The sequence below is a fragment of the Streptomyces sp. NPDC093586 genome (genome assembly GCF_044764905.1).
GTDB lineage: Bacteria > Actinomycetota > Actinomycetes > Streptomycetales > Streptomycetaceae > Streptomyces.
Genome location: NZ_JBIWJA010000032.1, coordinates 31,128 through 55,697, shown reverse-complemented (window position 1 = coordinate 55,697; position 24,570 = coordinate 31,128). Strand labels below are relative to the sequence as shown.

The 24,570-nt window shown below is 72.0% G+C and carries 25 protein-coding genes; 12 read left to right on the top strand and 13 right to left on the bottom strand.

Features of this window, described 5'->3' with window-relative positions:
- Positions 1 to 89 precede the first annotated feature (89 nt).
- From ACIRFH_RS27555 to miaA, 4 genes are all read right to left on the bottom strand, one after another.
- A complete protein-coding gene (locus ACIRFH_RS27555; protein WP_403526238.1) occupies positions 90 to 2,264 on the bottom strand; it encodes a RelA/SpoT family protein in 2,175 nt (724 codons plus the stop codon).
- Between the two features lie 216 nt (positions 2,265 to 2,480).
- A complete protein-coding gene (gene dapF, locus ACIRFH_RS27550) occupies positions 2,481 to 3,374 on the bottom strand; it encodes a diaminopimelate epimerase (RefSeq protein WP_403526235.1) in 894 nt (297 codons plus the stop codon).
- Positions 3,375 to 3,478: 104 nt separating this feature from the next.
- Complete coding sequence (locus ACIRFH_RS27545; RefSeq protein ID WP_403526314.1) at positions 3,479 to 3,979, bottom strand: hypothetical protein; 501 nt, start codon at positions 3,977 to 3,979, stop codon at positions 3,479 to 3,481.
- Between the two features lie 107 nt (positions 3,980 to 4,086).
- Positions 4,087 to 5,025 (bottom strand): tRNA (adenosine(37)-N6)-dimethylallyltransferase MiaA, encoded by a 939-nt coding sequence (gene miaA / locus ACIRFH_RS27540; protein WP_403526231.1) that lies wholly within the window; start codon positions 5,023 to 5,025, stop codon positions 4,087 to 4,089.
- Between the two features lie 323 nt (positions 5,026 to 5,348).
- Here miaA and ACIRFH_RS27535 point away from each other — a divergent pair, with 323 nt between their 5' ends.
- Complete coding sequence (locus ACIRFH_RS27535) at positions 5,349 to 5,609, top strand: antitoxin (RefSeq protein WP_403526229.1); 261 nt, start codon at positions 5,349 to 5,351, stop codon at positions 5,607 to 5,609.
- Between the two features lie 201 nt (positions 5,610 to 5,810).
- Here the strand turns inward: ACIRFH_RS27535 and ACIRFH_RS27530 are convergent, their stop codons facing one another.
- The 4 genes from ACIRFH_RS27530 to ACIRFH_RS27515 all read right to left on the bottom strand — a co-directional run bounded on the left by ACIRFH_RS27530 (position 5,811) and on the right by ACIRFH_RS27515 (position 10,040).
- Complete coding sequence (locus ACIRFH_RS27530) at positions 5,811 to 6,536, bottom strand: class III extradiol dioxygenase subunit B-like domain-containing protein (protein ID WP_403526226.1); 726 nt, start codon at positions 6,534 to 6,536, stop codon at positions 5,811 to 5,813.
- Between the two features lie 50 nt (positions 6,537 to 6,586).
- Positions 6,587 to 8,104 (bottom strand): tRNA (N6-isopentenyl adenosine(37)-C2)-methylthiotransferase MiaB, encoded by a 1,518-nt coding sequence (miaB, locus tag ACIRFH_RS27525; RefSeq protein WP_403526223.1) that lies wholly within the window; start codon positions 8,102 to 8,104, stop codon positions 6,587 to 6,589.
- Between the two features lie 77 nt (positions 8,105 to 8,181).
- Entirely contained in the window at positions 8,182 to 8,841 is a 660-nt protein-coding gene (locus tag ACIRFH_RS27520; RefSeq protein ID WP_403526220.1) for a response regulator, read from the bottom strand.
- On the bottom strand, positions 8,841 to 10,040 hold the full coding sequence (locus ACIRFH_RS27515) for a HAMP domain-containing sensor histidine kinase (protein WP_403526217.1): 1,200 nt from the start codon (positions 10,038 to 10,040) through the stop codon (positions 8,841 to 8,843). Before ACIRFH_RS27515 ends, ACIRFH_RS27520 begins: the two co-directional genes overlap by 1 nt.
- Positions 10,041 to 10,157: 117 nt before the next feature.
- Here ACIRFH_RS27515 and ACIRFH_RS27510 point away from each other — a divergent pair, with 117 nt between their 5' ends.
- Entirely contained in the window at positions 10,158 to 10,643 is a 486-nt protein-coding gene (locus tag ACIRFH_RS27510; protein ID WP_403526214.1) for a cation:proton antiporter regulatory subunit, read from the top strand.
- 4 nt (positions 10,644 to 10,647) lie between these two features.
- Positions 10,648 to 11,880: a cation:proton antiporter gene (locus ACIRFH_RS27505; RefSeq protein ID WP_403526212.1), complete on the top strand. Its 1,233-nt coding sequence runs from the start codon at positions 10,648 to 10,650 to the stop codon at positions 11,878 to 11,880.
- 126 nt (positions 11,881 to 12,006) lie between these two features.
- Here the strand turns inward: ACIRFH_RS27505 and ACIRFH_RS27500 are convergent, their stop codons facing one another.
- The gene (locus tag ACIRFH_RS27500; RefSeq protein WP_403526209.1) at positions 12,007 to 12,432 is read right to left on the bottom strand and encodes a MazG nucleotide pyrophosphohydrolase domain-containing protein; all 426 of its coding nucleotides are present in this window, start codon (positions 12,430 to 12,432) and stop codon (positions 12,007 to 12,009) included.
- 97 nt (positions 12,433 to 12,529) lie between these two features.
- Between ACIRFH_RS27500 and ACIRFH_RS27495 the strand changes: the two genes are divergently transcribed.
- Positions 12,530 to 13,525, top strand: a complete 996-nt coding sequence (locus tag ACIRFH_RS27495) for a TAXI family TRAP transporter solute-binding subunit (protein ID WP_403526206.1) — start codon at positions 12,530 to 12,532, stop codon at positions 13,523 to 13,525.
- A 12-nt stretch (positions 13,526 to 13,537) separates the two neighbouring features.
- Here ACIRFH_RS27495 and ACIRFH_RS27490 read toward each other — a convergent pair whose 3' ends face one another.
- Both ACIRFH_RS27490 and ACIRFH_RS27485 read right to left on the bottom strand, forming a co-directional pair.
- Positions 13,538 to 14,968: an ATP-binding protein gene (locus ACIRFH_RS27490; protein ID WP_403526203.1), complete on the bottom strand. Its 1,431-nt coding sequence runs from the start codon at positions 14,966 to 14,968 to the stop codon at positions 13,538 to 13,540.
- 9 nt (positions 14,969 to 14,977) lie between these two features.
- Positions 14,978 to 15,664: a response regulator transcription factor gene (locus ACIRFH_RS27485; RefSeq protein ID WP_403526200.1), complete on the bottom strand. Its 687-nt coding sequence runs from the start codon at positions 15,662 to 15,664 to the stop codon at positions 14,978 to 14,980.
- Positions 15,665 to 15,976: 312 nt separating this feature from the next.
- Between ACIRFH_RS27485 and ACIRFH_RS27480 the strand changes: the two genes are divergently transcribed.
- The 8 genes from ACIRFH_RS27480 to ACIRFH_RS27445 all read left to right on the top strand — a co-directional run bounded on the left by ACIRFH_RS27480 (position 15,977) and on the right by ACIRFH_RS27445 (position 22,483).
- The gene (locus ACIRFH_RS27480; protein WP_403526197.1) at positions 15,977 to 16,753 is read left to right on the top strand and encodes an amino acid ABC transporter ATP-binding protein; all 777 of its coding nucleotides are present in this window, start codon (positions 15,977 to 15,979) and stop codon (positions 16,751 to 16,753) included.
- Between the two features lie 143 nt (positions 16,754 to 16,896).
- A complete protein-coding gene (locus tag ACIRFH_RS27475; RefSeq protein ID WP_403526195.1) occupies positions 16,897 to 17,730 on the top strand; it encodes a glutamate ABC transporter substrate-binding protein in 834 nt (277 codons plus the stop codon).
- 84 nt (positions 17,731 to 17,814) lie between these two features.
- On the top strand, positions 17,815 to 18,480 hold the full coding sequence (locus ACIRFH_RS27470; protein ID WP_403526192.1) for an amino acid ABC transporter permease: 666 nt from the start codon (positions 17,815 to 17,817) through the stop codon (positions 18,478 to 18,480).
- Positions 18,477 to 19,376 carry an amino acid ABC transporter permease gene (locus tag ACIRFH_RS27465; protein WP_403526189.1) on the top strand — a complete coding sequence of 300 codons (900 nt, stop codon included), beginning with the start codon at positions 18,477 to 18,479 and terminating at the stop codon, positions 19,374 to 19,376. The genes ACIRFH_RS27470 and ACIRFH_RS27465 overlap by 4 nt, the downstream gene beginning before the upstream one ends.
- A gap of 175 nt (positions 19,377 to 19,551) precedes the next feature.
- Positions 19,552 to 21,183: an FAD-dependent monooxygenase gene (locus ACIRFH_RS27460; RefSeq protein WP_403526186.1), complete on the top strand. Its 1,632-nt coding sequence runs from the start codon at positions 19,552 to 19,554 to the stop codon at positions 21,181 to 21,183.
- A gap of 35 nt (positions 21,184 to 21,218) precedes the next feature.
- Complete coding sequence (locus ACIRFH_RS27455) at positions 21,219 to 21,473, top strand: putative leader peptide (RefSeq protein WP_403526183.1); 255 nt, start codon at positions 21,219 to 21,221, stop codon at positions 21,471 to 21,473.
- A 78-nt stretch (positions 21,474 to 21,551) separates the two neighbouring features.
- A complete protein-coding gene (locus tag ACIRFH_RS27450; protein WP_403526180.1) occupies positions 21,552 to 22,094 on the top strand; it encodes a cysteine dioxygenase in 543 nt (180 codons plus the stop codon).
- Positions 22,091 to 22,483, top strand: coding sequence for a rhodanese-like domain-containing protein (locus tag ACIRFH_RS27445; protein ID WP_403526177.1), 393 nt, complete (start codon positions 22,091 to 22,093; stop codon positions 22,481 to 22,483). Before ACIRFH_RS27450 ends, ACIRFH_RS27445 begins: the two co-directional genes overlap by 4 nt.
- 76 nt (positions 22,484 to 22,559) lie before the next feature.
- On the opposite strand, the gene recX is transcribed toward ACIRFH_RS27445, so the two are convergent.
- Together recX and recA are read right to left on the bottom strand one after the other, a co-directional pair.
- A complete protein-coding gene (gene recX / locus ACIRFH_RS27440; protein ID WP_403526174.1) occupies positions 22,560 to 23,411 on the bottom strand; it encodes a recombination regulator RecX in 852 nt (283 codons plus the stop codon).
- A gap of 3 nt (positions 23,412 to 23,414) precedes the next feature.
- Complete coding sequence (gene recA / locus ACIRFH_RS27435) at positions 23,415 to 24,542, bottom strand: recombinase RecA (protein ID WP_403526171.1); 1,128 nt, start codon at positions 24,540 to 24,542, stop codon at positions 23,415 to 23,417.
- Positions 24,543 to 24,570 lie beyond the last annotated feature (28 nt).

Sequence of the window (24,570 nt, the reverse complement as noted above, 5' to 3'; positions counted from 1 at the left end):
AATGGACACATCGCGCCGGACGCCGCGCCGGTGCGCCCCGGTCCGGTCCCGCCCCGGGCCGGTCCGGTCCCGCCCCGGTGCGCCCCGGCTCAGGCGCCCGTCGGCTGCGGTTGTGCCCTGCTCACGTCGTAGACACCGGCCACGTCGCGCATCGCGCGCATGAGGGCGGGCAGCCGGGCCGCGTCGGGCAGCAGCACGGTGTAGGTGTGGCGGACCCGTTGCCGGTCGGGGGGTTCGACGGTCGCGGAGACGATCTCGGCGCCTTCGATGGCCATGGCCTCGGTGAGGTCGGCCAGGAGGTGCGGGCGGCCGAACGATTCGGCGAGCAGCGTGACCCGGCACCCGGTGGACTCGCCCCAGCGCACCCCGACCTCCGGGCGCCCCCCGCTCTTCATGCGCGCCACCACGGCGCACTCCGCGCGGTGCACGGTCACCACTCCCCCGCGCACGGCGAAACCGGTGATCTCGTCGGGCGGTACGGGGGTGCAGCAGCGGGCCAGCCGTACGGTCGCGCCGGGCCGGTCGACGAGCACGTCGGCGGGCGCGGGGCGGGGTGCCGGTCCGCCTGCCGCCGGGCGCGGGGCGGGCGCGTCCGCACCCGGCGTCGGCGGGGCGGGCCGCTCGCGGGTCGCGTCCTCGGCGTCGGCGGACGCCGGACGGGCCGCGAGCCGGCGCTGGATGGCGATCCGGGCGGTGGGCGTGCGGGCGTGTTCCAACCACTGTCGGGAGGGCTCGGACGCTGGGTCCTGTCCCATCAGGAGCTGCACGGTGTCGCCGTCCCGGAGCACCGTGCTCATCGTCGCCAGGCGGCCGTTGACGTAGGCGCCCATGGTCGCGTGCGCGTCCTCGCCGTACTGGGCGTACGCGGCGTCCACGCAGGTCGCGCCCTCGGGCAGGCCGAGGGTGCCGCCGTCGGGACGGAAGACGGTGATCTCCCGGTCCTGGGCGAGGTCCTCGCGCAGGGTGGACCAGAAGGTGTCGGGGTCGGGCGCGCCCCGCTGCCAGTCGAGCAGCCGGGAGAGCCAGCCGGGCCGGGTGGGGTCGACGCGCTCGCCGTCGCCCGTGCCCTGCTCCTCCGCCGGGGTGGCGTAGGGGTTGCCGAGCGCGACGACCCCGGCCTCGGCGACCTTGTGCATCCGGTGGGTGCGGATGAGGACCTCGACGACCTGTCCGTCCTGCGCGCGGGCCACGGCGGTGTGCAGCGACTGGTACAGGTTGAACTTGGGTACGGCGATGAAGTCCTTGAACTCCGAGACGACGGGCGTCATACAGGTGTGCAGCTCGCCGAGGACGGCGTAGCAGTCGGCGTCCTCCTGGACGAGGACCAGCAGACGGCCGAAGTCGACACCGGTGAGGGGGCCGCGTTTGCGGGAGACGCGGTGCACGGAGACGAAGTGCCGGGGCCGGATGAGCACCTCGGCGGTGATGTCGGCCTCGCGGAGCACCTTGCGCACCTCGTCGGCGACGGCGGCGAGCGGGTCGTCGGCGCGTGCCTCGTTCTCGGCGATCAGCTCGCGCGTGCGCGCGTGCTCCTCGGGGTGCAGCACCGCGAAGACGAGGTCCTCCAGCTCGGACTTGAGCGCCTGGACGCCGAGCCGCTCGGCGAGCGGGATGAGGACGTCCCGCGTGACCTTGGCGATGCGCTCCTGTTTCTCCCGGCGCATGACGCCGAGGGTGCGCATGTTGTGGAGCCGGTCGGCGAGTTTGATCGACATCACGCGGACGTCGTTGCCGGTGGCGAGGAGCATCTTGCGGAAGGTCTCGGGCTCGGCGGCGGCACCGTAGTCGACCTTCTCCAGCTTGGTGACGCCGTCGACGAGGTAGCGGACCTCGGCACCGAACTCCTTGCCGACCTGGTCCAGCGTCACGTCGGTGTCCTCGACGGTGTCGTGGAGGAGCGACGCGGTCAGGGTCGTCGTCTCCGCGCCGAGTTCGGCGAGGATCAGGGTCACGGCGAGCGGGTGGGTGATGTACGGCTCGCCGCTCTTGCGCATCTGGCCTCGGTGGGAGGACTCGGCCAGCAGGTAGGCGCGGCGCAGGGGGTCGAGGTCGGCGTCGGGATGGTGGGCGCGGTGGGCCTCGACGACGTGGCCGATCGCGTCGGGCAGCCGGTCGCGTGCGGTGGTGCCGAGGAGCGCGGCGCGACCCAGACGACGCAGGTCGATCCGGGGGCGTGCCTTTCTGCGGGGCGCCGCCGGACCGGCGGCACCGGCGGTCGGCGTCACAGGGCCTGGGCTCGCGGGATTCACGGCCTCCGCATTCATGGGCACCTCCGGCTGCACGGACCGGCGGACGGGGTGCCCCAGGGCGGACACGGCTCAGGGGATGGCATCGATCCCCCGTCCGGGCCGGTGCTTGATGCTATCGAGCCCATCACGTACGGCTGACCGCCTCTCGCCGAGCGTGAAACGGATCACCCATTCGAGCGAAGGCCCGGGGGTTTACGTTTTCGCACTGAGTGTCATGGAGCGGGCTGTGGTTCAGGTCAGGACCTCCTCGAGCCAGGCCGCGTCGATCTCGCCCGCGGCCACGATCACCGCGGGGCCGGTCATCTCGATCTCGCCGTCGGGCCGTTCGGTGATCACCAGGGTGCCACCGGGCACGTCGACGGTGTACGTCACCGGGGTGCCGGTGACCGCCGGGTCGGTGCCGTCCCTGCGGGCGGTGGCGACGGCGACGGCGCAGGCGCCGGTGCCGCACGAACGGGTCTCCCCGGAGCCGCGCTCGTGCACGCGCATCGCCACGTGGCGGGGTCCGCGGTCGACCACGAACTCGACGTTCACCCCGTCCGGGTAGGCCTCGGCCGGCCGGAACGGCGGCGGGGCGTGCAGGTCGCCCGCGTCCTCCAGGTCGGCGACGAAGGCCACGGCGTGCGGATTGCCCATGTTCACGTTCCGCGCGGGCCAGCTGCGCCCGCCGACGCTCACCTCGACGTCGCCCTCGGGGAGCACCGCCCGGCCCATGCCGACGGTGACGTCACCCGCGGCGGAGCCGCTGTCGGACGCGGCCTCGGACAGGTGCACCCGCTTCACGCCCCCGCGCGTGGCGACGGCGAGGTCGCCCGCGGTGACGTGGCCGGCGTGCTGGAGGTAGCGCGCGAAGACCCGCACACCGTTGCCGCACATCTCGGCGACCGAGCCGTCGCCGTTGCGGTAGTCCATGAACCACTCCGCCTCGGCCGCCATGTCCTTGGCCTCGGGATGCGCCGCGGACCGCACCACGTGCAGCAGCCCGTCGCCGCCGATGCCCGCGCGGCGGTCGCACAGGGCGGCGACGGCGGCGGGCGGCAGGTCGATGGCGTTCTCGGGGTCCGGGACGATCACGAAGTCGTTCTCGGTGCCGTGACCCTTGAGGAAGGCGATCCGCGTGCTCATTCCTCGATCGTACGGCGTACCCGCACCGTGACGACGGGCGCTCCGGTCCTCGGGACTGCGGGGCCACGAGGCGGAGCCGTCCACCGGCCCGCGCGACGGTGGCGTCAGCCGCGCAGGCGGGCCACCCGCCACACGGCCAGGACGACGACGGCGGCGACCGCCAGGGCGTACCCGAGGATCACCCGCCAGTCGGCACGGCGGCCCGAACCGCGCTGTGGCAGGCCCGGCCAGGTGTGGCCGACCCGACGGGCGGCCATCATGCCCCAGCCGGCCGCGCAGGAGCAGATCAGCAGCCCCAGCATCGCGATCACGGCCCCGCTGTCGCCGAAGTCGAAGGCGAGCGGGAAGGCGAACATCAGGGAGCCGAGCGAGGCCAGACACACGATGGGCGCGAGCTGCCAGATCCGCAGCCGCCGCTGCGGACGCAGCTCCACCTCGACCTCGTCCCCGTACATCTCGTCGGGCCCGGGGCCGTCGGCGGCCACGCCGTCCGGCGTCTCGTCGGGACCGTCGGGGCTCAGGCGGGCTCCGTCCGGCTCCGTCTCGCCGTGGTCGGCGGTGCCGTGCTCGGTGCTCGGTGCGGTGTCACGAGGGCCGGCCTCCATCGCCACGCGCCCTCCCAACTAGGACTCACTCGGTCGATCGAAGCTCGATGATGGCACGGCGCCGAAGGCCGCGATGACGGCCGGGGCGTCCCGATGCCATCACGTGATCAGGCTGTAACCGGTCGTTCGACCAACGACAGGGCGAGCCGCGGAAGTTCCGCGCGGTCCGCCACCGCCCCACTCAACCAGTGCACCCGTGGATCGCGCCTGAACCACGAATCCTGACGGCGCGCGAAGCGCTTGGTGGCACGGACGGTCTCGGCCCGCGCCTCGTCCAGCGTGCAGTCGCCGGCGAGCGCCGCGAGCACCTGCTGATAGCCCAGCGCGCGCGACGCCGTACGCCCCTCGCGCAGCCCCTGCGCCTCCAGCGTCCGCACCTCGTCCACCAGACCGGCCTCCCACATCCGGTCGACCCGGCGGGCGATGCGCTCGTCCAGCTCGGGGCGGGCCACGTCGACGCCGATCTGCACGGTGTCGTAGACCGAGTCGTGGCCGGGGAGGTTGGCGGTGAACGGCTTGCCGGTGATCTCGATCACTTCCAGGGCCCGCACGATCCGGCGCCCGTTGCTCGGCAGGATCGCCCGCGCGGCACCGGGGTCGGCGGCGGCCAGCCGTGCGTGCAGCGCTCCCGGGCCGCGGAGCGCGAGCTCCTCCTCCAGCCTGGCCCTGACCTCGGGGTCGGTGCCGGGGAAGTCCAGGTTGTCGACGGCGCCGCGGACGTACAGTCCCGAGCCGCCGACCAGGACCGGCCAGCGGCCCTCGGCGAGCAGCGCGTCGATCCGCTCCCGCGCGAGGCGCTGGTACTCGGCGACCGAGGCCGTGACGGTCACGTCCCAGACGTCGAGCAGGTGGTGCGGGACGCCGCCGCGCTCCTCGGGCGTCAGCTTGGCGGTGCCGATGTCCATCCCTCGGTAGAGCTGCATGGAGTCGGCGTTGACGACCTCGCCCCCGAGTCGCTGGGCCAGGAAGACGCCCAGATCGGACTTTCCGGCCGCGGTGGGACCGACGACGGCGATGACGCGGGGGGCGGGGGGTGCGCTGCTCACCGCCCCAGTGTCCCAAACCCCGCACCCTGCCTTCGAACGAGTCACGTGACGGTGCGAACGGGGCTCGCCGCCCGTCGCGGGGTTCCCGCCCCCGGCGCACCGGGGCGTCGGCCGCGACTGCGCGCACGGACGTACCGGAGGGCGCCGGACTTCGCCCGCATGAGTAATGTATGGAAGTGATATGGGCGTTTTAGTACATCTTTTCCGGAGGTCGAAAACCACGGAGGAGGCGTCGGCCGCCGGGGCACGGGCCGAGACACCGCTCCGGGAGCGCAGCCGGCAAGGGCGCCCGCACCTGACCGCTCCGCGAGGGAAGGCGAGCCATGGGTCTGCTGGACAACTTGAAGGGCAAGGTCTCCGACCTCGCGCAGCAGCACGGGGACAAGATCGACCGCGGTCTCGACAAGGCGGCGAGGACCGTCGACGAGAGGACCAAGGGCAAGTACAGCGACCGGATCCGGTCGGGTACGGGCAAGGCCAAGGGCGCCATGGACCGCCTCGCCCACAAGGACCACGACGGTGGCGGCCCTCCCGGCACCTCGCCCGGAGGGCCACCACCCGCGGGACCGCCACCGGCTTCCTGACCCGCCCGCGCACCTCGGCGCGAACGGCGGACCACCGGCACGCCGGTGACGCCGACGGGCACACCGGCGGACGGCTGTGGAGCCGATCGGCTCCACAGCCGTCCGCCGTCCCGTCCCTGGCTCGTCCGCCGTCCCGTTCCCGGTTCGTACGGCGTCGCGTCCGCGGTTCGCCCGGCCCGGTCCGTTGCCGCGACCGGTGTCCTACGACCAGGCGGCCGCCACGTAGCCCACTCCGTACGGCGCGTCCTCGTACAGCAGCGCGCCGGTGAGGGCCGTGCCCTCGGCCGCGCCCGCGAGGACCTGCCAGGGGGCGCGCCCGGACACCTTCAGCTCGCGGGCCAGTCCGGCGTCCAGCGCCGCGAGGGCGGCCACGTCCGCCGTCCCCAGGGCGCGTCCGGCCTCCGCGTCGAAGGGCGCCGCCCGCTCGTCCAGGTACCCGGGGGCCTTGAGCGTGCGGCACGCGCTGGCGTCGCCCAGCACCAGCAGCGCCACCCGCGGTGCCCGCGCGGCGACGTCCCGGCCGAGGGCGGCGCACCGCTCGGGCGGAAGGTGCTCGCCGACGCCGAGTCCCTCGACGGGGGCGTCGGCCCACCCGGTCCGCCGCAGCAGCCAGGCGCCCACGGCCAGGCCGTACGGCAGCTCGGGCCCGGGCCGCGGGTCCTTGCCCGACGCCCCGTCCGCACCGAGACACACGTCGAGCTCCACACCGAAGCCGCGGAACGAGCCGCGCGTGCCCGCCGGGTAGGCCTCGGGCCCGGCGTCCGGTGCGGGGCCGACGACCACGAGCCGGTCGGGCCGGGCGGCGGCGAGCACGCCCAGCGCGTCCGTGCACGCGGCGCGCGCGGTGTCCAGCTCGGGTGCGGCGCCCGCGGCGACCTCCGGCACGAGGAGGGGCGGACAGGGGCAGACTGCGGCGGCGACAAGCATGATCGGCAGCGTAACCCCGTACGCCTGCCGCCGGGCAGCGCGCCCTGTGGTCAGTCGCAGCCGCAGCCGCTCGCCACGGCGGGCTGGGGTGCGGGCACGCCGATCTTCGGCAGACCCAGCATGACGCCGGCCGGCTTGGCCTGCTCGGCGGTGTTGCGCTTCTCCCAGGCGTCGCCCGCGCGCGTACGGCGCACGTCGAGCACCGCGCCCTCGGCGAGGAGGTGGTGCGGGGCGGCGTAGGTGATCTCGACGGTCACCACGTCGCCGGGGCGGACCTCCTGCTCGGGCTTGGTGAAGTGCACGAGGCGGTTGTCGGGGGCACGGCCGGACAGGCGGTGGGTGGCGCCGTCCTTGCGGCCCTCGCCCTCGGCGACCATCAGCTCCAGCGTGCGGCCGACCTGCTTCTTGTTCTCCTCCCAGGAGATCTCCTCCTGGAGGGCGACCAGACGCTCGTACCGCTCCTGCACGACCGCCTTGGGGATCTGACCGTCCATCTCGGCGGCCGGGGTGCCGGGGCGCTTGGAGTACTGGAAGGTGAAGGCCTGGGCGAACCGGGCCTCGCGCACCACGTGCAGGGTCTGCTGGAAGTCCTCCTCGGTCTCGCCGGGGAAGCCCACGATGATGTCGGTGGTGATCGCCGCGTGCGGGATGGCGGCCCGCACCTTCTCGATGATCCCCAGGTAGCGCTCCTGCCGGTAGGAGCGGCGCATCGCCTTCAGGACCGGGTCCGAACCGGACTGGAGCGGCATGTGCAGCTGCGGCATCACGTTCGGCGTCTCGGCCATGGCGGCGATGACGTCGTCGGTGAAGTCGCGCGGGTGCGGGGAGGTGAAGCGGACCCGCTCCAGGCCCTCGATGTTCCCGCAGGCGCGCAGCAGCTTGCTGAAGGCCTCGCGGTCGCCGATGTCGGAGCCGTACGCGTTGACGTTCTGCCCGAGCAGGGTGATCTCGGAGACGCCCTCGGCGACCAGGGCCTCGACCTCGGCCAGGATGTCGCCGGGACGGCGGTCCTTCTCCTTGCCGCGCAGCGCCGGGACGATGCAGAAGGTGCAGGTGTTGTTGCAGCCGACGGAGATGGAGACCCAGGCCGCGTAGGCGCTCTCGCGCCGGGTGGGCAGCGTGGACGGGAACGCCTCCAGGGACTCGGCGATCTCGACCTGCGCCTCCTCCTGCACGCGGGCGCGCTCCAGCAGGACGGGCAGCTTGCCGATGTTGTGCGTGCCGAAGACGACGTCGACCCAGGGCGCGCGCTTCACGATGGTGTCGCGGTCCTTCTGCGCCAGGCAGCCGCCGACCGCGATCTGCATCCCGGGCCGGCTCGCCTTCTTCGGAGCGAGATGGCCGAGGTTGCCGTACAGCTTGTTGTCGGCGTTCTCGCGCACGGCGCAGGTGTTGAAGACGACGACGTCCGCGTCGCCGTCGGAACCCTCGGGGGCGCGGACGTAGCCCGCGTCCTCCAGCAGCCCGGACAATCGCTCGGAGTCGTGGACGTTCATCTGGCACCCGTAGGTGCGTACTTCGTAGGTGCGCGTGCCGCCCACTGACTGGCTCCGGTCGATGCTGCTCATGGCAATAAGGGTAGGCGGTCCGCGGTGGTGGCCCGGGCCGCCTGTGGACAACCGGGGTCACGGCAGGTCACGGCCGGTCAGGGCTCGATGAGACCCGCGCGGATCGCGTACCGGGTGAGTTCCAGGCGGTCGCGGACGCCGAGCTTCTGCAGGAGGTTGGCTCGGTGGCGTTCGACGGTCTTGGCGCTGATGAACAGCAGCTCGCCGATCTCCTTGGAGGTGTGGCCCTCGGCGACGAGCTTGAGGATCTCCTCCTCGCGTTCGGTGATGGGCCGCTCGGGCAGGCCGCCGCCCCGGTGCAGGCGGTCCAGGTAGGAGCGGACGAGGGCCCGCTCCGCGCCCGGATAGATGAACGGCTCGTCGCGCACGGCCGACCGGCACGCCTCGACCAGGTCGCGGTCGGCGACGGACTTGAGGACGTACCCGCAGGCACCGGCTTTGAGGGCTTCGAAGAAGTACTGCTCGTTGTCGTACATGGTCAGGATGAGGATGCGCAGTCGTGGCAGGCGCCGGGAGAGTTCCCGGGCCGCCTGGAGGCCGGTCATGCGGGGCATGGCGACGTCCAGGACGGCGAGGTCCGCCTCGGTGGCCCGGGCCGCGGCGACGGCCTCGGCGCCGTCCCCGGCCTCGGCGACGACCGTGAGGTCGGGCTCGCCGTCCAGGATGAGGCGCACTCCGCGGCGGACGAGGGTGTGGTCGTCGGCGAGCAGGACGCGGATCGGGGGCCGTGCGGACATCAGGTGCGGTCTCCGGTGCGATCTGCGGCGGGGTGTGTGGCCGGGTCGACGATGCGGGGTGTGACCTGGTCCGCGGCTCGGGCCGTGCTCGGCCCGGCGGTCGGGTCCATGGCCGGGGCCGCCGTGGCGTCCCCGTGCCGGTCCCCGGACGGAGCGGGCCGTCGCCGGGCCGGGACGGGGACGCGCAGGCGTACGTCGGTGCCCCGGCCGGGGGCGGGTTCGAGGTGGATCTCGGCTCCGATCAGCAGGGCCCGTTCGCGCATCCCCCGGATGCCTGCGCCCTCGGGGTTCTCGCCGAGGCCGGATCCGTTGTCGCGGACGAGCAGTTCGATGCCGCCGGGCAGCGGGCGCAGGGTGAGTCCGGCGCGGTCGGCGGCGGCGTGACGGGCGATGTTGGTCAGGCCCTCCTGGGCGACCCGGTAGATCACGAGTTCCGCCTCCGGGGTGAGCGGGGGCAGGTCGCCGGGGACGTGGTGGGTGACGGTGAGCCCGTGGTGCGTGAACTCGGCGGCGAGCGCGCGCAGGGCGCTGGCGAGACCGAGCTCCTCCAGGACGCCGGGGCGCAGCCGGCGCGCGATCCGGCGGATCTCGTCCAGACCCGCGCGGGTGGCCTCCTGGGCGAGGGACACCTCCTCGCGCAGTTCGCCGGGAACGCGGTCGGCGACGCGCTTGAGCTGGAGCAGGACGGCGGTGAGGGTCTGGCCGACCTCGTCGTGCAGCTCGCGGGCGATGCGGTGGCGCTCGCGTTCCTGGGCGTGCAGTGCGCGCCCGGCGCCGGCGGCGCGTTCGGCCCGGAGCCGGTCGAGCATCGTGTTGTACGTCGCGATCAGCTCGGCGGCCTCGGCGGGCCCGGCGACCTCCGGGCGGGTGCCCGGCACCAGCAGGTCGGCGGTGCTCATGGCGCGGCCCAGGCGGTGCAGCGGGGTGAGTCCTATGCGCAGGACGACCGCGTTGCCGGCCAGCAGGGCGGTGAGGCCGGCGAGCAGGATGAGCGCCTCGTGCGGCAGGACGGGCGTCGACACGGTGACCGGCCCCAGCAGCAGCGCGGTGGCCGCGACCAGGCCCGCGGCGTTGAGCGAGAAGATCCGCCAGAACAGCGACACGGTCCGCTTTCCGCTCCTCCCGGCCCTCGCCCACCACACGGCCGGAACCAGTCTCTCCGCCCACGACCGACCGCGTATATCCGTCACGACACCCATACCGCCACCGTACGTGCGGATGTCAGCATGGCGAGGCCGCGAGCACGTCACGGAACGTGCGCGACGCGCGGCGAGACACGCACTACGTGCAGGACGAACGAAATGAGGGGAAGACTCGTGTCCGCTCCACGCCTGAGGGCGACGCCGCTACCGGGCATCGGGGTCCAGTACGACCTGGTGACCCGGGAACACCGCCATCTGTCGGTGGTGGCGCACCGCGACGGCGCCCGCACGGTGAACGTGTACCGGGCCGACGACCCCGACTCCTGCGCCCACTCGCTCCGGCTCACCGGGCAGGAGGCGGGCGCGCTGATCGACACGCTGAAGCCGTCCCACCACAGCGCGAGCCTGCTGTACACGACCGATCTGGGGCTGGTCGCCGAGCGGATCGAGGTGTCCGCGACGTCGCGCTGGAACGGGCGCGTGCTGGGCGACACGCGGATGCGCACCGAGACGGGCGCGTCGGTCGTGGCGGTGCTGCGCCGGGCCGAGGCGGTCCCGTCGCCCGCACCGGACTTCCGGCTGGCCGGCGGTGACATCCTGATCGTCATCGGCACCCGTGAGGGTGTCGACTCCGCCGCGGCGATACTCGGGCGGGAGTGAGCCCGTGCACTCCGCGGTCCTTCTGATCGAGTTCGGTTCCATCATCCTGGGGCTCGGACTGCTGGGCCGGTTCGCCGGCCGCTACCGCCTCTCCCCCATTCCGCTGTACCTACTGGCCGGCCTGGCCTTCGGCGAGGGCGGGCTGCTGCCGCTCGGCGCGAGCGAGGAGTTCGTCGCGACCGGCGCCGAGATCGGCGTCATCCTGCTGCTGCTGATGCTCGGCCTGGAGTACACGGCGGGCGACCTGGTCACCAACCTGAAGTCGCACTATCCCGCCGGTCTGGTCGACTGCGCGTTCAACGCGGTGCCCGGTGCGGTGGCCGCGCTGCTGCTGGGCTGGGGCCCGGTGGCCGCCGTCGTCCTGGCCGGCGTCACATGGATCTCGTCGTCCGGTGTCATCGCGAAGGTCCTCGGCGACCTGGGCCGGGTCGGCAACCGGGAGACCCCGGTGATCCTGAGCGTGCTGGTCCTGGAGGACCTGGCGATGGCGGTGTACCTGCCGATCGTCACCGCGCTGGTGGCCGGGGCGGGGCTGGTGACCGGCAGCATCACGCTGGCGGTCGCGCTGGCCGCCGCCGGCGCGGTCCTGTTCGTGGCGGTCCGCTACGGCCGGCTGATCTCCCGGTTCGTCTCCAGCGACGACCCGGAGAAGCTGCTGCTGGTGGTGCTGGGGCTGACGATCCTGGTCGCGGGCGTCGCCCAGCAGCTCCAGGTGTCGGCCGCGGTCGGGGCGTTCCTGGTGGGCATCGCGCTGTCCGGGGAGGTCGCGGAGGGCGCGCACACACTGCTGAGCCCGCTGCGGGATCTGTTCGCCGCCGTCTTCTTCGTCTTCTTCGGCCTGCACACCGATCCGGCCAGCATCCCGCCGGTGCTGCTGCCCGCGCTGGCGCTGGCCCTGCTCACCGCCGTGACGAAGATCGCGACCGGGTACTGGGCGGCGCGGCGCGCCGGGATCTCCGTCAAGGGCCGCTGGCGCGCCGGCGGGGCGCTGGTGGCGCGCGGCGAGTTCTCCATCGTCATCGCCGGACTGGCGGTGTCGGCCGGTATCGAACCGTCCCTGGGCCCGCTGGCCACGGCCTACGTCCTCATTCTGGTCGTTCTCGGCCCCCTCACCGCCCGCTTCACCGAGCCGCTGGCGCTGCGCCTGTTCCGCCGCCGCGACGACCCGGACCGGCCCGCCGACGTGTCCGACGGGACACCGCGGGCCAGGGAGGCCGAGGCGTCGGTGGGCGACTGAACCGCGCCGGAGTACCGCGTCCGGGTCCCGGTACGACCGTGCCGGGGCGCCGCGTCCGACCGTGCCGGGGCGCCGCGTTCCGGGTGGCCCCGCACTCCCCACCCCACCCCGTTCCGCTGACGCCCCTCAGACGTCCGGGGTCCCGTCCGGCACCCCGGGTTCCCACCCCTGCCGGCGCAGTACGCCCGTCACGTCCGGGGCCTCGTAGTGGTCGCCCTTGAGCACCTTGCCGTCGGCTCTGCGGCTCACCCGGCCGTCGGGGCCCAGCTTGGTCATGTTGGATCGGTGGACCTCGGCGATCACCGCGTCGAGGTCGATACCGTGGACGAGGGCCGTGCCGTAGGCGACGTAGACCACGTCGGCCAGTTCGTGCGCGAGCCGGTCGAGCGGGCCGGACACCGACACCTCGGCGACCTCCGCGGCCTCCTCGGCGAGCAGCGCGCCCCGCTGGGCGGCCAGGGCGGGCTCGACCTCGGTGGGCGTACTGCGGGCGTCCAGGCCGAAGGCCAGATGGAAGTCGCGGACCAGGTCTGCGGGCGAGGAGCTGCTCATGCCGACGACTCTAGCGAGCGGCACCGACACCGCCGCGCGGCTCCGTCGTGTGAGCCGGGCCTGGTCAGCACCGATGCGGGCTGGCAGGATCGCGCGCATGTCCACGATGTTCTCCCGTGCCGGCGGGCGCCGGGCCCTCATCGGCGCGGGCGCCGGTGTCGTCGTCCTGGGGCTGCTGCTGTGGTGGCTGCTGCCCCTGGGCGACAAGCCGCCGAGCAGGACGATCACGTTCAGCACGGGCACGCGCGCCGGGGTCTACCAGAAGTACGGCGAACTGCTGCGCACCGAGCTGCGCAAGGACATGCCGGGCCTGAAGGTGCGGCTGATGACCAGTGCGGGATCGCAGGAGAACGTCGAGCGGGTGGCGTCCGGGGAGGCCGACTTCACCATCGCCGCGGCCGACGCGGTGGAGACGTACAAGATCGCCGACCGGACCGGCGCCGGCCGGCTGCGCGGTGTCACCCGGCTCTACGACGACTACGTGCAGCTCGTCGTCCCGACCGGCTCGGACATCCAGTCCCTCGCCGATCTGCGGGGCAAACGGGTGGCCATCGGGTTGCCGAACTCCGGTGTGCGGCTGATCGCCACCCGGCTGCTGCGGGCCGTCGGCATCGATCCGGAGCGGGACATCACGCCCCGGTCCGACGGCATCGACACCGGGCCCGGGCGGCTGGGCCGGGAGATCGACGCGTTCTTCTGGTCGGGCGGGCTGCCGACGGACGGCCTCAAGGAGATAGCCGAGACCGCCGCCTTCCGGTTCGTCCCGATAGATGACGACCTCGTCACCAAGCTGCACGAGTCCGGCGGCGCGACCCGCTACTACCGCGCCACCAGCATCCCGGAGTCGGCGTACCCCGCCGTCCAGAACGGTGCCGTGGTGCCGACGTTGGCGGTGTCCAACCTGCTGATCACCCGCGCGGACGTGGATCCGCGGCTCACCGAGTGGCTGACCAGGACGGTCCTCGACAGCCGCGACGACATCGGGGCGCACGTGCACTCCGCCCAGCTGGTGGACCTGCGGACGGCGATCTACACCGACCCGCTGGAGCTGCACGAGGGCGCCCGGCGGTACTACCGGTCGGTGAAACCGTGAAACCGTGAAACCCTAGGGCCCCTTGCGCGTTCCCGTCCTCGGCACCGTGACCGTCACGGTCAGTCCGTGCGGTTCGTGGTGGCCGAAGGAGATCGAGCCGTCGCCCGCCGCGAGCAGCGCCCGGCAGATGGACAGGCCGAGACCCGAGCCCTTGATGTTCTGGTGCCGGCCGCTGCGCCAGAAGCGGTCGCCGACGCGGGCGAGTTCCTCGTCGGTCAGGCCGGGCCCGTTGTCGGTGACGACGACACCGGCGGTGCTGCCGGAGGCGGAGACCGTGACGTGGACGCTCTCGCCGGGCGGCGTGAACTTCACCGCGTTGTCGATGACCGCGTCCAGGGCGCTGGAGAGGGCCACCGGGTCGGCCCAGCCCGTGGTCGGCGGGCAGTCCCCGTCCAGCCGTACGCCCTTGGCCTCGGCGGTCGGTGCCCAGGCGACCAGCCGCTCGGCGGCCAGCGCGCCGATGTCGGTGATCACGGGCTCGGTCTCGGTGTGCTCGGCCAGCGCCAGGTCGAGCAGGTCGTCCAGGACCCGGGCGAGGCGTTTGCCCTCGGTCTGGACGGAGGCGATCTCCTCGTTGCCCTCGGGCAGTTCGAGTGCGAGCAGTTCGATGCGCAGCAGCAGCGCGGACAGGGGGTTGCGCAACTGGTGCGAGGCGTCGGCGACGAAGGCGCGCTGCTGCTCCAGCACGTCCTCGACGTGGTCCGCCATCTCGTTGAACGACCGGGCCAGGCGCCTCAGTTCCGGTGGCCCCCCGGACGGCGCCACCCGGGACTTCAGCCGTCCGGTGGCGATGTCGTGGGTGGTGGCGTCGAGGACGCGTACCGGCTTGAGCACCCAGCCGGTCAGCCGGAGCGCGGCGCCCACGGCGAGCAGCATGGCGGCGATCTCGCCGGCTCCGATGACGAGCCAGCCGTGCAGGGTCCGGGAACGCATCGCGTCGGTCGGCGAGTCGGTGACGACGACCGCGACGACGTCTCCGTCCCTGATGACCGGCGAGGCGACCACCAGCCGGCCGTCCTCCCACGGCCACACCTGCTGCGGGTCGTGGCTGCGGCGGCTGAGCAGCGCCTCCTCGAAGGCGTCGCGCACCTCGGCGTCGCGCACCTCGCCGATCTGGGGGAGGAACCAGGTCGTGGGCGCGTTGGCCATGGGGATCTGGTTGCGGTAGAAGACGCCCGCCCGGATGTCGTAGACCTCGTGGTAGCTGGTGAGTTCAGCCTGCAGGGTCGCCAGGCGCTCGTCCGTCCTGGTCGGGCGGGAGCCGCCCGGCGCGGACTCGGTGACGAACTGGGCGAGTGCCGCGAAGCGAGCCGTGTCGTCGATGCGGTCGACGACGACCCGCTGCTGTTCCGCACGGGCGACGCTGACGGCGAGCGGCACACCGAGGGCGAGCAGCACGGCCGCCATCAGGACGATGAGCAGCGGGAGCAGGCGTGTGCGCACCCGGCCCCGCTACGCGATGGGGGCGACGAGACGGTACCCGACGCCGCGTACGGTCTCGATGAGGGCGGGCATGCGCAGTTTGGCGCGCAGGGAGGCGACGTGCACCTCCAGGGTGCGCCCGGTCCCCTCCCAACTGGTGCGCCACACCTCACTGATGATCTGCTCCCGGCGGAAGACCACGCCGGGACGCTGCGCGAGCAGGGCGAGGAGGTCGAACTCCTTGCGGGTGAGCTGGACGACCGCACCGTCGACGCTGACCTGACGCGTCGGCAGTTCGATGAGCACGGCTCCGAGGCGCACCGCGGTATCGGTGGTACCCGGGGCGTCCTCGTGGGTGGTGCGCCGGCTGACGGCGTGGATCCGGGCGAGCAGCTCCCCGGTGTCGTACGGCTTGACCACGTAGTCGTCGGCCCCGAGGTTGAGGCCGTGGATGCGGGAGCGGACGTCGGAGCGGGCGGTGACCATGATCACCGGGGTGCCGGTGCGCTTGCGGATCTTGCCGCAGACCTCGTAGCCGTCCTGGTCCGGCAGGCCGAGGTCGAGCAGGACGACGCCGAAGCCGTCGCCCTCGGGCACGAGCGCCTGGAGCGCCTCCTCACCGTTGCGCGCGTGGGTGACGTCGAAGCCGTGCCGGGCAAGGACCGCGGACAGGGCGGCGGCGACGTGGTTGTCGTCCTCGACGAGCAGAAGTCTCATCCGGGCCTCCTTCGGTTCATCGGCCGTACGGTCGGGACGGGTACAACAGGGCGGTACGACAGGATGGGTGCACGACGTGTGCACGCGCGCGTGCCCTGTGCAGTGACGCCGATGGAGGGGGACGGCGTCAAGAGGCTTCCGGTTGCGGCCGCTCGAAGTTATCCGGCCGATATGCGCCCTGCTCGTCCGAGCTACGACGCGTGCCCGATTGCTATCGGATCGTGATGCTCAGATTCCCCTCAGATGTAGAGACGCAGGTCATTCCGCGTTACTACTGTCCTCCCCAACCGAGGAGGACGGAGCTCGAAAGCGATGACCGAAGTATCGGTGGCCAAGAAGGACGTGGCCGCGACCGGCGAGCTGGTCGTGCTGAGGAATGTCAACAAGCACTTCGGCGCGTTGCACGTGCTCCAGGACATCGACCTGACGATCACCCGCGGCGAGGTCGTCGTGGTCATCGGGCCCTCCGGGTCCGGCAAGTCCACCCTGTGCCGCACCATCAACCGCCTGGAGACCATCGACTCCGGCACGATCTCGATCGACGGCAAGCCGCTGCCCGCCGAGGGCAGGGAGCTGGCCCGGCTGCGCGCCGACGTCGGCATGGTCTTCCAGTCCTTCAACCTGTTCGCGCACAAGACCGTGCTCGAGAACGTGACCCTGGGCCAGATCAAGGTCCGCAAGGTCGACGCGAAGAAGGCCGAGGAGAAGGCCCGGACCCTGCTCGACCGGGTCGGCGTGGGCGCCCAGGCGGACAAGTACCCGGCCCAGCTCTCCGGTGGTCAACAGCAGCGTGTCGCCATCGCGCGGGCACTGGCCATGGACCCGAAGGTCATGCTCTTCGACGAGCCGACGTCGGCTCTCGACCCGGAGATGATCAACGAGGTCCTGGAGGTCATGCGGCAGCTCGCCCAGGACGGCATGACCATGATCGTGGTCACGCACGAGATGGGCTTCGCCCGGTCCGCCGCCAACCGCGTGGTGTTCATGGCGGACGGTCGCATCGTCGAAGAGGCCGCGCCGGAGCAGTTCTTCAGCAATCCGCGCAGCGACCGTGCCAAGGACTTCCTGTCGAAGATCCTCCATCACTGACGCTCCCGGCACGGCGCCGGTGAACCTCGGCATCTGCCGCTCCGGCACCCGCCGCTTCGTCACCCGCCCCGATGGCCCGCATCTGATCGTTTGACCCGCTGATCGTCCGATCGCAGTTCGATCACAGCCAAAGGATGTTCACCATGAAGCTCCGCAAGGTCACCGCCGCCTCGGCCACCGTTCTCGCCCTCGCCCTGACCGCCACCGCGTGCGGCGGTGACGACAGCGGCGACGGCGGCTCCGGTGGTGGCAAGAAGATCACCATCGGCATCAAGTTCGACCAGCCGGGCCTCGGCCAGAAGACCCCGAACGGCTACGAGGGCTTCGACGTGGACGTCGCCACGTACGTCGCCAAGAAGCTCGGCTACGCCGAGGACCAGATCGAGTGGAAGGAGTCGAAGAGCGCCGACCGCGAGACCATGCTGCAGCGCGGTGACGTCGACTTCATCGTCGCCACGTACTCGATCACGCCCAAGCGCCAGGCCAAGGTCGACTTCGCCGGCCCGTACCTGCTCGCTCACCAGGACGTGCTGCTCCGCGCCGACGACGACAAGATCAAGTCGCCGGAGGACCTGAACAACGCCAAGCTCTGCTCGGTCACCGGCTCCACCTCGGCCCAGAACGTCAAGGACAAGCTGGCCCCCAAGGCCCAGCTGCAGCCATACCCGACGTACTCGGCCTGCCTGCCCGGCCTGCAGAACGGTGCCATCGACGCGCTCACCACCGACGACTCGATCCTCGCCGGTTACGCCGCCCAGTCGCAGTTCAAGGGCAAGTTCAAGCTCGGCGGCTTCAAGATGACCAACGAGAACTACGGCATCGGCGTCAAGAAGGGCAGCGACCTCAAGGACAAGATCAACAAGGCCCTTGAGGAGATGGTCGCCGACAAGTCCTGGCAGAAGGCCGTGGACGACAACCTCGGTCCGGCCGGCTACAAGAACGAGCCCGCGCCGAAGATCGGCGACATCAAGAGCTGAGGCAGCGCCTGACAGGGTGCGCCGCCCGCCGGAAGGGGCGGCGCACCGGGGCGGGCCTCCCTACACGCGAAAGCGCGGGAGATCGTGTTCGACTTTCTCAAGGATTACGACCTGCTGGGAGCCTTCTGGACGACCGTGCAGCTCGCTGTGCTCTCCGCCGTCGGCTCCCTGATCTGGGGCACCGCCCTGGCCGCCATGCGCGTCGGTCCGGTGCCGCTGATGCGCGGCTTCGGGACCGCGTACGTGAACATCGTGCGGAACATCCCGCTGACCGTCATCATCCTGTTCGCCTCATTGGGCCTGAACCAGACATTGGGGGTCACCCTCGGCGCGAACGACGTCGAGACGATCAATTTCCGGCTCGCTGTACTCGGTCTGATCCTCTACACCTCGGCTTTCGTCTGCGAGGCTCTGCGCTCCGGCATCAACACCGTGCCGGTAGGACAGGCGGAGGCCGCCCGCGCGATCGGACTCAGCTTCAGCCAGGTGCTGAGCCTGGTGGTGTTGCCGCAGGCCTTCCGTTCGTCCGTCGTTCCGCTGGCGAACGTACTGATCGCTCTCATCAAGAACACCACGGTGGCCGCCGCCATCGGTGTCGCCGAGGCGGCGGTGCTGATGAAGGAAATGATCGAGAACGAGGCGCAGCTGCTGCTGATCTCCGCGGTCATCGCGTTCGGTTTCGTGGTTCTGACACTGCCGACCGGCCTGATCCTCGGCTGGGTGGGCAAGAAGGTGGCGGTGAAGCGATGAGCTCCGTTCTGTACGACGCCCAGGGGCCGCGCGCCAAGCGGCGAAACGTCGTCCTCACGGTGGTCTTCCTCGCCGCCCTCGCGGCCCTGTTGTGGTGGGTGTTCGGCACCCTCAAGGACAAGGGACAGCTGGAATGGCCCTTGTGGGAGCCGTTCTTCTCCGGCTCCGAGGCATGGTCCACGTACATCTGGCCCGGTCTGGAGAACACCCTGAAGGCCGCCGCGCTGGCGATGGTCATCGCACTACCGCTCGGCGCCGTCCTCGGTATCGCCCGGCTCTCGGACCACGTCTGGGTCCGTGTCCCGGCCGCGATCGTGGTGGAGTTCTTCCGATCCATCCCCGTGCTGGTGCTGATGATCTTCGGCTTGGCGCTGTTCGCCGAGTACACCAGCGTCAGCTCGGACGACCGTCCGCTCTACGCGGTCGTCACCGGACTGGTGCTGTACAACGCTTCCGTCCTCGCGGAGATCGTCCGCTCGGGCATCCTGTCCCTGCCCAAGGGCCAGGCCGAGGGCGCGATGGCGATCGGCCTGCGCAAGGGACAGGTCATGCGGCTGATCCTGCTGCCGCAGGCGGTCACCGCGATGCTGCCGGCCATCGTCAGCCAGCTCGTCGTCATCCTGAAGGACACAGCCCTCGGCGGCGCGGTTCTCACCTTCCCCGAGCTGCTCGCCTCGGCCAACACGATGAGCGGCTACTACGGCGCCAACGTCATCGCCAGCTTCACCGTGGTAGCCGTGATCTACATCGCCCTCAACTTCACCCTCACCAGCTTCGCGAGCTGGCTGGAGCGGCGTCTGCGGCGGGCCAAGAAGTCGACCGGTGCGGTGCTCAAGGTGGACGACGCGGGCACGCCCGGAACGCCGACCGCCGGCACCGGCGTGGCCAAGACCTGACCCCGCATCAGAGTGTGCGACCATCACGGAGGCAGTGGCATGATCGCCACTGCCTCCGTCGCTTGACGCAAGCAGCGGCAATGGGTTGCATACGTTCTGTGACCGTGCACCCTGCTCCAACTTCCTGTTCACCCACGTCCCCCGGGACGCCGCCACAGGCAGGGGGCACCGCACCGTGGACCCGGTGATCATCGCCGGAGCGGGGCCCGTCGGGCTCACGCTCGCCCTGGCGCTGGCACGTCAGGAGGTGCCCTGCGTCGTCCTCGACGAGGGCCCGGGCAAGGACGAACCACGCCTCGCGCGCACCGTCGTCCTGCGTGAGGACGTCGTCGCCCTCGTCGAGAGACTGACCGGTGCGTCCTTGGCCGAGGCGGGCTTCCGTTGGGCCGGATGGCGGGCGATGCGGCGCAAGCAGGTGACGCGCGAGGTCGCGTTCGACGACGCCGACCCGGCGCCGCTGCACATCGCCCAGCATGTGCTGACCGGTGTCCTGCGCGCCGCCCTGGCCCGCGAACCCCTCGTGAAGGTCGCGGTGGACAGCCGTCTGGACGGCCTCGAGCAGGAGACGTCCGGTGTCACCGCCCACACCCGCGGCCCCAAGGGCACCTGGTGGCGCGGCAGTTACCTGGTCGGCTGCGACGGCCCCCGCTCGACCGTGCGCAAGCTCCAGGACATCCGCTTCCCCGGGCGTACGGCGGTGGAACGATACGCCGTCGCCGCACTGCGCACCGAGCTCCCCTGGACCGACGAGGCACTGCTCCACCGGGCGCCACCCTGGCGGACGTCCGGTCCGTCGGCCGGCGAGATCGTCGGCCGCCCCCTGTCGGACGGCGTGTGGCGCCTGGACTGGCTGCTGCCGCCCGGCAAGGATCTGGTCACGCCCGAGCTGCTGGTGAACCGGGTCCGGGAGACCCTCACCGGCTGGCGGGCCGGAGCCACTCCGGTGTACGAACTCCTCGACACCGGCGTCCACACGGTCCACCACCGGCTGGCCCGCCGCTGGCGGGTGGGCCGCGTGTTCCTCGCCGGGGACGCGGCGCACCTGCTCGGCGCGCTGGGCACCCAGGGCCTCGACGAGGGACTGCGGGACGCCGACAACCTGGCCTGGAAACTCGCCCTGGCCTGGCACCACGGGCCCCACGAAGCGTTGCTCGACAGCTATCAGAAGGAGCGGCGCACGGCCGTCGCGGCGCGGTTGCGCGCCGCCGACCAGGTACTGCCGCTGCTGCGCGGTGGCGGGGGCCTGCGGTCGTACGTCCCCGGCGCGGCCCGGGGTCACGACGCGCTGCTCGCCGACGGTCACCTGGGGCGCGGGACACTGGGGGCACCGGGGGCTCACGTCGATTCGCCGCTCATGCCTCCGCGCCTCGACGGCGAGGTGCCCGTCGGTACGGCGCCGGGAACTCCCGTCACCGACGTGCGGGTCACGGCGGAGGACGGCACGTTCGTGCGGCTGCGGGACCGGCTGGGGCGCGGTGCGCTGCTGGTGGTGCTGATCGCGCCGGGCACGGGGGTGTGGGACCGCAAGCACTGGGTGACCGCCGGCGTCATGCCCCGGCTGGCGGCGGCGGTGACAGCCCTGCCGCACCGTGCCGAGCTGCTGGTCGCCGAGAGTTACCCGGGGGCCGCGGCGCACACGGTGCTGCTGGTACGGCCCGACGGCGACCTGGTCACGGCGCTGAGCGGGGTGCGTCCGGCCGACCTGTACACGGCCGCGGAGGCGGCGCTGGGCGGGGCGAAGAAGGCGGCCGCGGAGGCGGGGGCCGGGGCGAACACCGCGGCCGGAGCCGCGGCCGGGGCCCGCTGAACGGTTGCCCATGGAGTGGCGGCGGCCCGTCGTCGGTGGCCGGTCGTCGATGGCCGGTCGTCGGTTGCCGGTCGTCGGTTGCCGCTCACAGAGCCGGTGACCGGGTGGTCGCCGGCGCTGTGAGTGGTTCCGTGCTCATCGGCCGCTGTCCGCTCGGTGACGGTGAGTTGACCGGCCCACGCCGTCATGGTCTACTCCGGAGCGTGACCGACACCGATGTGCGCCTGTGGCGGAGGGTCCACATGGACCTCGTCCGCTATGCGGGCTGCGTGTGTCGCCCGTCCTGCTGAATTCGCATCGCTTTCCTCCGCGCGCCCCGCTTCGGCATGCCTCCGCGCGCCTCCTCGCGAACTCCCAGGACGGTACCCGTGTCTGTGTCCTCCCCTGCCCCTGCCCCGACGACGGCCACGAGCGCTCCCGCGCCGACTCAGGCCGACCTCCTCGTCTTCGTCCAGCGCATCGCCGCCGACGCCGGACTGATCGCCTCGCTCCCCCTCGACCCCGAGGGCCGTACCTGGGTACGGCTGGAGGGGCCCGGCGGCAGCGAGGCCTGGCTGATCGGCTGGCCGCCCGGCACGGGCACCGGCTGGCACGACCACGCCGACTCGGTGGGTGCCTTCGTGACCGCGACGGGCGAGCTCAAGGAGAACGCGCTCGCCGCCCGGCTGCCCACCGACGGCTGGAAGACCCTGGAGCTCACCGACGGCGTGGACCGGGTACGCCGGCTGCCCGCGGGCAAGGGGCGCGCCTTCGGGCGGCACCACGTCCACGAGGTGCTCAACGAGTCCCCCGACCGACACGCGATCTCCGTCCACGCGTACTACCCGCCCCTGCCGCGGATCCGTCGCTACAGTCGCAGCGGCCAGGTCCTGCGCCTGGAGGAGGTCGAACGCCCGGAGGACTGGCAGTGAACGAGCCGATCGGAATCGACACGGTGCTGGAGCGGGTGCGACGAGGCTACAGGCGTATCGAGCCGCGCGCGGCATACGACGCCGCCGAGGCCGGTGAGGCGCTGCTGGTCGACATCCGGTACGCCGCCCTGCGTGACGCGGACGGCCTGATTCCGGGCGCCCTGGTGATCGAGCGCAACGAACTCGAGTGGCGCCTGGATCCGCAGGGCAGCCACCGCGTCCCCGAGGCCACGAGCCACGATCTGCGAGTCGTGGTGGTGTGCAACGAGGGCTACGCCTCCAGCCTCGCCGCGGAGTCCCTGCACCGCCTGGGCTTGCACCGGGCCACCGATCTGGTCGGCGGGTTCCATGCCTGGCGCGCGGCGGGACTGCCGGTGGCCGTGCCGTAGCGCACCCGGAGCGGCCGGGACGGAGTCCGCCGGGCCAGAGGCCGACGGAGGGGTGGTACAGCGGTGTCCTGCCCGGTCAGAAGCCCTCGTCGCCGAGGAACTCCGTGTCCTCGCCCTCCTCCTCCAAGGCCTGGCGGACCACCCGCAGGGCCATGCCTTCGGGGTAGCCCTTGCGGGCCAGCATGCCGGCGAGACGGCGCAGCCTCTTGTCGCGGTCGAGGCCGCGGGTGGCGCGCAGTTTGCGGGCGACCAGCTCCCGTGCGGTCTCCTCCTCCTGCTCGGAGTCCAGCTGGGACACCGCCGCGTCGATGAGGGTGGAGTCGACGCCCTTGGTCCGCAGTTCCCGGGCGAGAGCGCGCCGGGCCAGTCCACGACCGTGATGCCGGGACTCCACCCAGGCGTCGGCGAAGGCGCTGTCATTGATCAGGCCGACCTCCTCGAACCTGGACAACACCTCCTCCGCGGCCTCGTCCGGGATCTCCCGTTTGCGCAGCGCTTCGGCGAGTTGCTTGCGCGTGCGCGGGGTCCCGGTGAGCAGGCGCAGACAGATCGCCCGTGCCTGCTCCACCGGGTCCCGCGGAGGCTCCCCCTTCTCGGCCCTCGACGAGGAAGTGGCACCTCCGTCCTCGGCGAACGGCTCCGCGCCCTCGCGTCGACGGCGCCCGCGGGGGCCGCCCGCCCCACGAGCCCGGCCGCCGCCACGGCGCGGTCCGTCGCCGCGGTACGGCTCCCCGGTGTCGTACGGTGCGAGGCCGTCCGTGCCGCCCATGGCGACGCGGGGGTCCGCCCCGTACGCTCCGTCACCGTCCGCGCCGTATCCGTCGCCGTCCGCACCGGCAAAGTCCGCGTCACCCGGTATCCGCCGCCCACGCTCCCGCGCGGCGGTGTCCGGACAGGCGTACTCGGCCCAGTCGGTTCGTCGTGTCACGGGTCAGCTCTTGGCTGCCGCGGCCTTGGACTTGGTGGTCTTGGCCGTCGCGGAGGCGGGCACCGCCGGTACGGCGGCGGCCGGGGCGGCGGAGACCGCGGCGTCCGTGCCAGGCTCGGCGGCCGGCTCCTCGGGACGCACACCGACGCCCAGCTTCTCCTTGATCTTCTTCTCGATCTCGTTGGCGAGGTCGGGGTTGTCCTTCAGGAAGTTGCGCGCGTTCTCCTTGCCCTGGCCGAGCTGGTCGCCCTCGTACGTGTACCAGGCACCGGCCTTGCGGACGAAGCCGTGCTCCACACCCATGTCGATCAGGCCGCCCTCGCGGCTGATGCCCTGGCCGTAGAGGATGTCGAACTCGGCCTGCTTGAAGGGCGGCGCGACCTTGTTCTTGACGACCTTGACGCGGGTGCGGTTGCCGACCGCGTCCGTGCCGTCCTTCAGCGTCTCGATGCGGCGGATGTCGAGACGCACCGAGGCGTAGAACTTCAGCGCACGGCCACCGGTCGTGGTCTCCGGGGAGCCGAACATCACGCCGATCTTCTCGCGGAGCTGGTTGATGAAGATCGCGGTCGTCTTGGACTGGTTGAGTGCACTGGTGATCTTCCGCAGGGCCTGGCTCATCAGGCGGGCCTGCAGACCGACATGGCTGTCGCCCATCTCGCCCTCGATCTCCGCGCGCGGCACGAGGGCCGCGACGGAGTCGATGACGATGAGGTCGAGGGCGCCGGAGCGGACCAGCATGTCCACGATCTCCAGGGCCTGCTCGCCGTTGTCCGGCTGGGACAGGATCAGGTTGTCGATGTCGACGCCGAGCTTCTGCGCGTACTCGGGGTCGAGGGCGTGCTCCGCGTCCACGAACGCGACCTGCCCGCCGGCCTTCTGCGCGTTGGCCACCGCGTGCAGGGTCAGGGTCGTCTTGCCCGAGGACTCGGGACCGTAGACCTCGATGACGCGGCCGCGCGGCAGGCCGCCGACGCCGAGGGCCACGTCGAGTGCGGTCGACCCGGTCGGGATGACCTCGATGGGCTCCTTCGACCGGTCGCCCATGCGCATGACCGCGCCCTTGCCGAATTGCCGTTCAATCTGTGCGAGCGCGGCGTCCAGGGCCTTCTCGCGGTCGGTGCCTGCCATGGGTTCCACCCGGTTTGCTTGATTCGAT